Origin of the sequence: Gluconobacter cerinus (assembly GCF_002723935.1) — a bacterium.
Classification (GTDB): Bacteria; Pseudomonadota; Alphaproteobacteria; order Acetobacterales; family Acetobacteraceae; genus Gluconobacter; species Gluconobacter cerinus.
In genome coordinates, this window is the sequence record NZ_BEWM01000001.1 from 865,777 (window position 1) to 875,908 (window position 10,132).

The following is a 10,132-nucleotide window of genomic DNA, read 5'->3' on the forward strand; positions in this document are numbered from 1 at the left end:
GCGTTAGGAAACCAGGTCGAACCCTGTTTCTTCAACAGTTTCGGCCAGCCCCGCAGGAGTTGCCACGTCGGGATCGTACACCACCGTAACCTGTCCGCCAGCCAGTACGACTGTAACCGACGAGACGCCGCTCACGTGTTCCAGCGCCTCGCGCAGACGCTTTGCACATCCTTCGCAGGACATTCCTTCCACTTTGAGATGTGCTGTCTGCGTCATGGTCATTTTCCTTCTGGCTTACTCAGTATCCTTGGAATACTGCGATTCTTTCATACCCCTGTTGGGTATATGTTTTTCTCCTATGCGGTTTCCGGGCAGTTTTGAAATTAAAATCGTTAATATAACGTATTAAATAATGTGTACGGATGGGGGGTATCCAAGAGAAATCCTGTCTCCCTGCTTTTTGTGTGTGCTCTGTGGGTGAAATCTCTCTTCCATTCATTCCCTGCCTGGGTATAGGGTCATTGCAGGAGGCAGGCGAAAGGACATCCAGACGCCTGTGGAAGACAGGGATCTGTGATGCTCAAAACGCATACCCGGACATGGCTTGGCATCATTGCCTGCCTGCTGATGCAGGTGGGACTGATGGCTGGTGCCTTTCCGGCGAATGCAGCATCACGGGCACACGCCATGGCCATGACGCACTGCGTATCCATGACTCACAAGACGACTGATGCCTGCGACAAGCACAGTATGCCGGGCCTCGGAACTCCCACTCTCCATGATCATCATCACGCGGGGCATGGACAGGGCTGCTGCCACATCCATTCTGTGTCGGCTGAGCCTCTCTTGACGCTTGCGAACACACCCTCGTTGTCGGCGCATCCTGCGATTGCCAGACGCTTTGCCAAAACAGGCCACACATCGCTGTCTGGAACAGACTGGATTCCGACGCCCCCTCCCCCCAAACAACTGATTTCCTGAAACGACCCGATCCGCAGCTTTGCTGCGGCTGGAGTATACATCCGTGCGCTCCGGTTTTCCTGCACCGTTTCCCGGTTTTCAGCTGATGTCCAACTCATTCGACCCCATGCGCCCCCTGACGCGGCGGCGTTTTGTTACGAGCCTCGGTGCGGGAGCCTGCCTGAGCGCCCTGCCTCACAAAGCACAAGCGAGCACTCGCGCGTCTACAGGCCTTCTGCCTCTAACACCTTCCAATGCCTGGGATCTGAAGGTCAGCCGAACGCATATTTCTCTCGATGGAAAATCCATGCACGCCCCCAATATTGGTGGAACAGTGCCTGGCCCCATCCTGCGCTGGAAACAGGGCGAAACCGTTACACTGAACGTCTCAAACGCGCTGAATGAAACAACGTCGATCCATTGGCACGGCATCCGCGTCCCGTCCAATATGGATGGCGTGCCGGGCCTGAGCTTTGCGGGCATCCCACCGGGCAAGACTTTCAGCTATCGCTTTCGCCTGCATCAGAGCGGCACATACTGGTATCACAGCCATTCCAACATGCAGGAAGCGATGGGACTGTATGGCGCCATCGTCATTGACCCCATTCGTCCTGATCCGAATGCCTGCGACCGGGATTATGTCATCTTTCTGGGAGAATGGACGGATGTCATGCCGCATGACATCGTCAGCAATCTCAAAATGCAGGATGACTATTACGTCTTCCGTCAACGAACAGCCGCGTCCTTTCCCAAAGAAGCCCGTGATGCAGGGGGCGCCATGGCCGCTCTGAAGGACCGGCTTGCCTGGTCCCGGATGAACATGGCCGCAACCGATATCGCGGATGTTTCAGGTGCTATCTACACCTATACATTGAACGGCAACGCGCCAGACATGAACTGGAACGGCCTGTTCCGCCCAGGCGAGCGTGTGCGTCTGCGCTTCATCAATGGCGCCACCATGACGCTGTTTGACGTGCGGATTCCGGGTCTCGAAATGCTCGTCGTTCAGGCGGATGGCAACGACGTGGAACCAGTTCCGGTTGATGAATTCCGCATCGGCGTGGCGGAGACATATGACGTCATCGTTCAGCCCAAGGAAGACCGGGCCTATACGATCTTTGCTCAAAGCGAAGACCGAACAGGCTTTGCCCGCGGCACACTGGCGCCTCGCCCCGGCATGAGTGGGCTTATCCCGCCCATGGACCCACGCCCCGTCCGCACCATGGTTGATATGGGTATGGGCAACATGAAGCCGGGAGAGAGCATGGACCACATGGCGATGCCCGGAATGGACCACGGCTCGGACATGAAAAACATGCCTGGAATGGATATGTCTCACATGGACATGAGCCATATGGGGCATATGTCCATGCCAAAAATGGAAATCGACGATCCCGGGCCGCCGCCGATCAGTGTCGAAAACCAGAACGTCGCGATGATGCCGATTGATCGGACAAACAGCCCAGGGGATGGGCTGGAAAACAACGGTCGACGCGTCCTGAATTATGGGCAGCTTCGCGCGACACGACCGGGCGCAGACCGCAGGCCTCCATCACGGGAGATCATCCTGCATCTGACGGGAAACATGGATCGTTATATCTGGGGCTTTAATGGCCGAAAATTCTCAGAGTCCGGACCAATCCGCCTCAAAAAAGGAGAGCGTGTCCGCTTCACACTGATCAATGACACCATGATGGAACACCCGATCCATCTGCATGGCCTGTGGAGTGAACTGGAAAACGGACAAGGCGATTATCGCCCTTACAAGCACACCATCATTTCACAACCGGGATCTCGCATGAGCTATCTCGTGACGGCAGATATTCCCGGCATGTGGGCCTATCACTGTCATCTGCTCTATCACATGGATCTGGGCATGTTCCGCACCGTGGTGGTGTCATGAAAGCCGCCTGGGCAGCAACCATGCTTCTGGCTGGAACCGGTATGGCTTATGCCGAAGACACCACGCAGTATCATGCCGCGGATGCTCCGGTTCCGGGCGCGGTCACGCATCTTGGCAACATCATGCCCGTGATGATGGACCAGAGCAGCTGGTTCCATGGCATTCTGGAGCAGGCAGAAGGGCGCTATGCCCCCGCCGGCACTGATTTCCGCTGGGACGGTGAAGTCTGGTACGGCACGGATTATGACCGACTCTGGATCAAGTCTGAAGGCACGCTTGAGAAAGGGCACCTGAGCGATGGCCAGCAGGATATTCTCTACAGCCGTGCCATTTCCACATACTGGAACCTTCAGGGCGGCGTGCGTGTTGACTTGGATGATGGCCCGACCCGGACGTGGGGGGCCTTCGGTATTCAAGGGCTGGCCTTATACCAGTTCGAGTTTCAGGCCACAGGGTATGTCAGTGATCGTGGGCGCTTTGGTGCCCGCGTCGAGGGATCATACGACTTCCTATTGACCAATCGCCTTATTCTCCAGCCTCAGGCGGAGTTCAATCTCTATACGAAGTCTGATCCAGCCCGACAGGCAGGCGCAGGCCTGTCAGACATCGATGCCGGGCTCAGGCTTCGTTACGAGCTATGGCGAAAATTCGCGCCTTATGTGGGCGTCACATATTCCGGCCATCTGACACAGGCCCGCAGGATCGTACGGGATCAGGGCGAGAAGCCCGGCTCGGTACGCTTCAGCCTCGGTATCAGAAGCTGGTTCTGATCTTCAATTTTCAGGAATTCTCATAATGAAAAAAGCTCTTCTCGCTGCTTCCGCCCTTCTGTTCGCCACAGTGGCATATGCTGCCCCCACCCAGACACCCGCACCAAAGGCGCCTGTGGCCGTAAAGGCAGACCCTCTGGCAGGCCTGACCATGGATCAGCAGATGGAACTCTGCGAGCACCTTGAAACTCTTAAGACGCAGAGCAAACCCTTAACTCCGAAGATGCAGCAGCAGCTCAAGGCCTGTCAGGCGATGAGCATGGACGCTCCTTCTGACACAGCCCCGGACGCGACACAGGACCGCTAAATCCACCGATGGAAAAGAGGAGGCGTCAGCGCATCATCCGGCGCACGACCTGCAAAAGCTCGTCAATCGCCTCTTCGCCACCGTCCGTCTGCACGGCTTTCCTGACACAACCATTAGCGTGCGTGGACAGGATCTGGATGGAAACACCGTCCAACGCAGATTTGATGGCGGAGATCTGTGTGAGAATATCAACGCAGTAACGGTCATCCTGAACCATGTTCAGGATACCACCAACCTGACCCTCGATCCGACGGATGCGGTTCAGAAGTGCCTTCTTCTGAGGTTGCTCAACGCGCTTCTCACCGGGTGTCTCACTGGTGGCACAATGCACACAGCCGTCTGCCGGAATCTCGTCTTCTCTCGTCATACTCTTCATAGGTCACGGCTCCTCTGCGGTCATGCGAAGGCGTTCATAGCATCTCCACGCTCATTCCGACCATTCAGCCCTATCAGACGGGCTCTTTCTGGCGTTCTTGAGGCGGCCCACATGATATCACGCAAGAAAAATCCTGAGGCACACAGTCAATAAGTAAACTGTGGATGCAAATAATTCTCATCTCTCTCTTTTCGCTCCCGCCGGATGAGCCTATCTAGGGAAACGGCCAGCACGCCCAAGGGAGAGCTGGGAGGCACTGGGATAAGAAACTGATGTGGTATCTGAATACACTCTCCAAAGGAGATCATGCCATTATTGATCGGGTCGAAGAGCTGACACTGGCAGACCCCATTTCTGCCCGCCTAGGCGAACTTGGCTTTGTTCCGGGCGAAAGAGTGGAGATTGTGGCGACCGGTCCAATCGGCGCAGACCCTATTGCTGTTAGTCTTGGCACGTCCCGTTTTGCGCTCCGCAAAGGAGAAGCAGCGCGTATTGTTCTGCGCCGCCCAGTCTGACCATCATAATGACGTCTCCCGCCTCGCCGTCTCCTACGACTCATGTGTTACAGACTGCCCTTGTTGGAAACCCGAACTGCGGCAAGACTTCGCTTTTCAACCAACTGACCGGAAGCCGTCAGAAAGTAGCGAACTACGCTGGCGTCACTGTCGAGCGAAAAGAAGGCTTTTTCTCCACGCCGCAAGGTCGCCCGATCCGCGTTCTGGATCTTCCTGGGGCTTACAGTCTGGCATCTACCAGCCCGGATGAGGATGTCACGCGCGATGTCTGTCTGGGACAGCACCGTACTGAAAAACGTCCTGAACTTCTGATCAGCGTTATTTCTGCAACCAATCTTCGGCTGCATCTGCGCTTTCTGCTGGAACTTCGTCAGCTTGAAGTCCCCGTCATCGTTGCCCTCAACATGATGGATGAGGCCAAGCGCAATGGCATGACCATTGATATTGCCGGGCTTGAGCAAGAACTTGGCATGCCGATTGTGCCTGTCATCAGCCTGAACAGGCAGGGTGTTCAGCCTTTATTGGAAGCTTTGGACCGCCCTCTTCCACCCCCGCCAAAAGCGCTTGCCCCGAACGCGGACCTTCATGCCGAAGTCCGACGTCTGCTTCAGGCATATGTTACGGATCGCTCTGCTGGCCATGCCCGATTAGTTGATCGACTGGATCGCTGGTTCCTGCATCCTGTCTGGGGCCCAGTCATTCTGCTGGTCGTGCTGTTCGTGATGTTCCAGACAGTCTTTGCATGGGCACAACCTCTCATGGATGCTCTGGGAAGTGGCATTACCATGCTTGGGGAGTTCATTCTCAGGCCGCTGCCTGACGGTGTCTTGCGGAGCTTACTGGCTGATGGCGTTATCGCAGGCGCAGGAACAGTCATTGTTTTCCTCCCGCAAATTCTGGTTCTCTTCCTGTGGATTCTGGCCTTGGAAGAGTCGGGATATCTGCCGCGTGCGGCATTCCTTCTGGACCGTGTCATGGCTTTGGCCGGACTGAGTGGCCGGTCTTTCATCCCGCTTCTCTCCAGCTTTGCCTGCGCCATTCCCGGCATTATGGCCGCACGCACCATTCAGAATCCCCGGGATCGGCTGGTCACGATCCTGATTGCTCCACTCATGACGTGCTCCGCCCGTCTGCCAGTTTACACGCTGCTCATTGGCGCATTCATCCCGCACAAAACAGTTCTCGGGATTTTTGGAATTCAGGGTCTGGTTCTGTTTGGGCTCTATGCCTTGGCGATCGTCAGCGGCATCATCGCCGCCCGTATCATGACGCGTGGAGTCAAATCAGAAGAACATCCACTCCTTCTGGAACTCCCTCCGTATCGGCGCCCTAATCTCAAGAGCCTAGCGCTCGGTCTGTGGCAGCGTGCGGTGATGTTCCTGTCACGGGTTGGTACGATCATTGTATCACTGAATGTCCTGCTCTGGGGGCTATCCAGTTTCCCACTTCCCCCCGCCGGCGCAACCGGTGCTGCTATTGACTACAGCCTTGCGGGCCGGATTGGCCACCTGATGCTCCCGATTTTTGCTCCCATCGGTTTCAACTGGCAGATCTGCGTTTCCCTGATTCCCGGCCTCGCTGCACGTGAAGTCGCCGTCAGCGCGCTTGCAACAGTTTATGCACTCGGGGTGAGTGAAGACGCTGCATCCGCAAAGCTTCTGCCACTTCTTTCGAGCCAATGGAGCATTGCTACCGCTCTCTCGCTGCTGGCGTGGTATGTTTATGCTCCGCAATGCATCTCGACTCTGGCTGTCATGCGACGGGAAACCCGGTCCATGAAAGTCGTTCTAGGAGCAACAGCGTATCTTTTTGGTTTGGCCTATGTCGCAGCCTTCATCGTCTATCACGTCGCCAGGGCTGTCACAGGAGACGCATGATGATTGAAACAATCGTTGCCATTCTACTGGTCAGTATCGCAGCACTCTATTGGTATGCACGTCTATTTCCAGTGAGTTGGGGGCGCCTGAAAAATGCGTGCGGGTTACAATCTCGCACCCCTGTTGCTATCCCGTCAAAAGGATGCAGCAGTTGTAAGGCTTGCAGTGGGAAAGCAGGGGGATGCCATTGAAGGCGCCTCCCTTGGATTTCAGCAACATTGCTCCATGTTCAAGTCTGTGATTTCCAAATCTTTAGACAAACCGGAATTTTGTATTCCCTACAAAACACACGTACAAAACTCTGACCGTCCCCAGCTCAGAGTAAAATTTCTTGTGCAAATTCAGTTTTCTACCGAGCACAGTCTTTAGTCGGATAAAAGCTTATATATTTCCGCTTCTTCTTGGATTTACTCTGGCTTTATGGACGTTTCCTCTTCCCCTAACATCTGGGAAGCTTCCTCCTGTGACTCAGGCACCCCGAGGAGACGTCATCCAGCACATGATCGGGCAAGCCTACTTCCTGAGGGAGGACTGGCATTTGCCTCTCCTTGTTGCAGATCGTCTGGTGGCTCCCGCTGGCACCAATATCGCCATGACAGACAGCATCCCGCTCGAAGCTATGTTTCTTAAAGCACTGCATATTTTCTTTCCCGAAATGCAGCAGGGCATAACGTTCTTTCTGGCATTATGCTGGTGCCTTCAGCCCATCTGCGCTGTGTTCGCACTGCGGTCGATGGGAGAGAAACATCTACTTCCTGCAATAGCCGTCAGTTTACTCAGTGCTTGCTTCCCAACGTTCTTGGCCAGAACTAGCCACACCGCCCTTTGCGCCCACTGGATTCTTCTTCTCGCCATAGGGCTGTATTTCAGGGCTGTTCAGCCGCAAGCCTCCTACAAGCCTACGTGGACTCTGGCGGCGCTAACAAGTTTGACCCTTCTAGTGCATCCCTATCTGATGGTGATGGTAGGTGCGCTTCTGGGTGCAATTCCATTATCAATTTTCTTCAGAGAAAAACGCTGGAAAGCGTGTAGGTCCAGCGCAGCTGCAACCTTGGCAGCTGGAGCAAGTATTCTGCTGACAGGAAAAGTTTTGGGCTACTGGGGTGGCGCCAGCGGAGGGGGCTATGGAATCTACTCCATGAACCTCGCATCACCGTTCTGGCCGGCCCGGTCCAGCCTGTTCTTGCAGGCTACACAAGCACAAGCTGATGCCACGGGGGGCCAATACGAGGGATATCAGTATCTCGGAGCCGGCCTTCTCTTTCTCCTAGCCATGCTTTTTTGTCGCAAAAAGGGATGGGCTCTTTTCCATCAAAGCATGATCCGAAATATTGGTCTTTTGCTTGCCTGTCTGGCTCTGACAATCATTGCTCTCTCCAATAGAATATATTTCTTTCACACTTTGCTCTTCCGGACGCACATCATGATTCCTGGCGCTGAACAAATGCGCTCATCAGGACGTATGTTTTGGCCAGTCGCTTATGTCATTCTCCTTGGAGCAGTCTGGGGCGTCTGCAAGGTATGGCCGCGGGGGGCGCCTGCCCTCCTCAGTCTGGCTGCTATTTTGCAATGGGTCGACACACGCGATTTACGTCAGTCTGACCGCATGGCTGAGGCTCAGTTGCTAAGCCCTCCATTAGCCACTGATAGTCATTTGTTTGAAATAATGCATGCCTTTGAGCATGTTGAAATTTATCCTCGCCTTGAATGTGATGCCACAAGACTTGAAGAGGATATGCCGCTTATCTATGCAGCCGCTTATCAGAATGCATCCGTCAACACGATGTATACGGCTCGTTCACTCCCGGAAGGCGCATGCCATCTCGCCCAAGAAAATCCCCATTATCTCGACGATAAAACCCTTATCATTCTTAATGGCCCGCACCGCTTGGCAAATGCATCCTCTTGGATTGACCGTACACAAGCCAATTGCGGAGTAGTGAAAACTCTCATCCTCTGCGCCAAAAAAAATCTAAATTTACCCTCTGTACCGCCCTCAACACCACTGCCTCTCAATCAGACAATTTTCACGTCATCAAATTCCCCGCTCCACGCAGAGCTTCTGGAAACCGGTTGGTCTGGGTCGGAGGATTGGGGAACATGGAATGAAGGATACCAAGCCTTTCTGTTTCTTCCCGTACCTAAAAACACAAAAACGGCTACAGTGATTCTGAAGTTACAGGCGGCACCAGGAGAAACGAAAAAATTAAAAGTGTCCTTACATGACCAAATTTTAGCTGAGTGGTCTGTATCCCCAGAAAAATCAGAATATCTTGTAACAATTCCCACACTTTCTACCGAAAATATTCACCTGAAACTGGATATTGATCACCCAGTACATTTGCCGACAGATCCACGTTTTTTAGGAATTGGGATTTTAAGCGTAAAAATATTAACCCCAAACTAAAGAAATAATATCAGTTATAGGTTTTTCTCAAAACATAAATAGGACGTTGCTTAGTCTCCATATAGATTCGCCCTATATATTCTCCCAACATCCCAATGCTGATAATTTGAACGCTACTAAAAAGAGTAATAGCGGCAAAAAGAGATGCATATCCTGGGACTGGATTACCCCAGAGAATTGTACGAATTATTATAAATAAACCATACACGAGAGCACATAAAGCTCCCATTGTTCCAAGATAAGTCCAAAGACGTATGGGGATAGTTGAAAAGCTCGTGAAGCCCTCTAATGCAAAATTCCAAAGTGAAAAACCCGAGAACTTTGTCGTTCCGGCGGAGCGAGGCAACCGAGCATAATCAACAGTAACGGTGCGAAAACCTACCCAAGCAAATAGACCTTTCATAAATCTCTGCCGCTCCGGAAGCCGTTTGAGCGCATCCACGACACATCTGTCCATTAAACGAAAATCTCCAACATTTTCAGGGATCTGAATGTGTGAGATTTTACTGTGAAGCTCGTAGAACCAAGCCGCTGTCTTCCGCTTCAGAGTGCTATCTGTGGAACGATCAACACGTCGCCCCAATACAACCTCAGCCCCTTCGCGCCAAGCTTTCACCATCTGAAAGATCACCTCAGGAGGATCCTGCAGGTCCGCATCAATGATAACAACAGCATCACTGTCTGCGGCGTCCAACCCGGCTGTTAATGCTGCTTCTTTACCAAAATTTCGAGATAGTTCGAGAATTCGAAATCTAGGATCTCTCTGTGAGAGATCTAATAATTGAGCGAGTGTCGCATCACTACTTCCGTCATCAATACAGACGATCTTCCACCCTATTTCGGGAATTTTTTCTAAAACAGGAATGATCTTGTCTGCAAAAATTGTGATCGCACTTTGTTCATTATAAAATGGAACGATCAAGGAAACAGTTTTCAACACACATTACATCCTTCGAAGTTTCAACAATCTTCAAAAGAGAGGCGATTTTTATTATTCGAATAATAATTCTCTGATAGATTTTATTACATATGTCAATAAAATCTTATACTTATTAGCAGGGGGGGGCACTAGTGGTT

The 10,132-nt window shown here is 52.8% G+C and carries 10 protein-coding genes; 7 read left to right on the forward strand and 3 right to left on the reverse strand.

Annotation, left to right across the window (positions count from 1 at the left end; translation table 11 throughout):
* Positions 1 to 3: 3 nt before the first annotated feature.
* The gene (locus tag GCE01_RS03890; RefSeq protein ID WP_086634247.1) at positions 4 to 216 is read right to left on the reverse strand and encodes a heavy-metal-associated domain-containing protein; all 213 of its coding nucleotides are present in this window, start codon (positions 214 to 216) and stop codon (positions 4 to 6) included.
* A 300-nt stretch (positions 217 to 516) separates the two neighbouring features.
* On the opposite strand from GCE01_RS03890, the gene GCE01_RS03895 reads away from it, so the two are divergent.
* The 4 genes from GCE01_RS03895 (at position 517) to GCE01_RS03910 (ending at position 3,880) form a co-directional block, all read left to right on the forward strand.
* Positions 517 to 921, forward strand: coding sequence for a hypothetical protein (locus GCE01_RS03895; protein ID WP_099211045.1), 405 nt, complete (start codon positions 517 to 519; stop codon positions 919 to 921).
* Positions 922 to 1,006: 85 nt separating this feature from the next.
* Positions 1,007 to 2,803: a copper resistance system multicopper oxidase gene (locus tag GCE01_RS03900; protein WP_099211152.1), complete on the forward strand. Its 1,797-nt coding sequence runs from the start codon at positions 1,007 to 1,009 to the stop codon at positions 2,801 to 2,803.
* A 20-nt stretch (positions 2,804 to 2,823) separates the two neighbouring features.
* Positions 2,824 to 3,573, forward strand: a complete 750-nt coding sequence (locus GCE01_RS03905; RefSeq protein ID WP_099211154.1) for a copper resistance protein B — start codon at positions 2,824 to 2,826, stop codon at positions 3,571 to 3,573.
* A gap of 25 nt (positions 3,574 to 3,598) precedes the next feature.
* Entirely contained in the window at positions 3,599 to 3,880 is a 282-nt protein-coding gene (locus tag GCE01_RS03910; protein WP_099211047.1) for a hypothetical protein, read from the forward strand.
* Between the two features lie 25 nt (positions 3,881 to 3,905).
* Here GCE01_RS03910 and GCE01_RS03915 read toward each other — a convergent pair whose 3' ends face one another.
* On the reverse strand, positions 3,906 to 4,247 hold the full coding sequence (locus GCE01_RS03915; protein ID WP_167386112.1) for a metal-sensitive transcriptional regulator: 342 nt from the start codon (positions 4,245 to 4,247) through the stop codon (positions 3,906 to 3,908).
* Between the two features lie 281 nt (positions 4,248 to 4,528).
* Here GCE01_RS03915 and GCE01_RS03920 point away from each other — a divergent pair, with 281 nt between their 5' ends.
* The 3 genes from GCE01_RS03920 to GCE01_RS03935 all read left to right on the forward strand — a co-directional run bounded on the left by GCE01_RS03920 (position 4,529) and on the right by GCE01_RS03935 (position 9,055).
* On the forward strand, positions 4,529 to 4,771 hold the full coding sequence (locus GCE01_RS03920) for a FeoA family protein (protein ID WP_046900211.1): 243 nt from the start codon (positions 4,529 to 4,531) through the stop codon (positions 4,769 to 4,771).
* Positions 4,772 to 4,779: 8 nt separating this feature from the next.
* Entirely contained in the window at positions 4,780 to 6,648 is a 1,869-nt protein-coding gene (gene feoB / locus GCE01_RS03925; RefSeq protein ID WP_099211049.1) for a ferrous iron transporter B, read from the forward strand.
* Positions 6,649 to 7,147: 499 nt separating this feature from the next.
* Positions 7,148 to 9,055, forward strand: a complete 1,908-nt coding sequence (locus GCE01_RS03935; protein ID WP_099211053.1) for a DUF6311 domain-containing protein — start codon at positions 7,148 to 7,150, stop codon at positions 9,053 to 9,055.
* Positions 9,056 to 9,065: 10 nt separating this feature from the next.
* Here GCE01_RS03935 and GCE01_RS03940 read toward each other — a convergent pair whose 3' ends face one another.
* Positions 9,066 to 9,995: a glycosyltransferase family 2 protein gene (locus GCE01_RS03940; RefSeq protein WP_099211055.1), complete on the reverse strand. Its 930-nt coding sequence runs from the start codon at positions 9,993 to 9,995 to the stop codon at positions 9,066 to 9,068.
* Positions 9,996 to 10,132 lie beyond the last annotated feature (137 nt).

What these genes read in the sequence shown, in the direction of transcription:
- GCE01_RS03895 (WP_099211045.1), top strand. Translation starts at nt 517, where the DNA reads ATGCTCAAAACGCATACCCGGACATGGCTTGGCATCATTGCCTGCCTG.
- GCE01_RS03890 (WP_086634247.1), bottom strand. Translation starts at nt 216, where the DNA reads ATGACGCAGACAGCACATCTCAAAGTGGAAGGAATGTCCTGCGAAGGA.
- GCE01_RS03935 (WP_099211053.1), top strand. Translation starts at nt 7,148, where the DNA reads ATGATCGGGCAAGCCTACTTCCTGAGGGAGGACTGGCATTTGCCTCTC.
- GCE01_RS03915 (WP_167386112.1), bottom strand. Translation starts at nt 4,247, where the DNA reads ATGACGAGAGAAGACGAGATTCCGGCAGACGGCTGTGTGCATTGTGCC.
- GCE01_RS03900 (WP_099211152.1), top strand. Translation starts at nt 1,007, where the DNA reads ATGTCCAACTCATTCGACCCCATGCGCCCCCTGACGCGGCGGCGTTTT.
- GCE01_RS03905 (WP_099211154.1), top strand. Translation starts at nt 2,824, where the DNA reads ATGCTTCTGGCTGGAACCGGTATGGCTTATGCCGAAGACACCACGCAG.
- GCE01_RS03910 (WP_099211047.1), top strand. Translation starts at nt 3,599, where the DNA reads ATGAAAAAAGCTCTTCTCGCTGCTTCCGCCCTTCTGTTCGCCACAGTG.
- feoB (WP_099211049.1), top strand. Translation starts at nt 4,780, where the DNA reads ATGACGTCTCCCGCCTCGCCGTCTCCTACGACTCATGTGTTACAGACT.
- GCE01_RS03920 (WP_046900211.1), top strand. Translation starts at nt 4,529, where the DNA reads ATGTGGTATCTGAATACACTCTCCAAAGGAGATCATGCCATTATTGAT.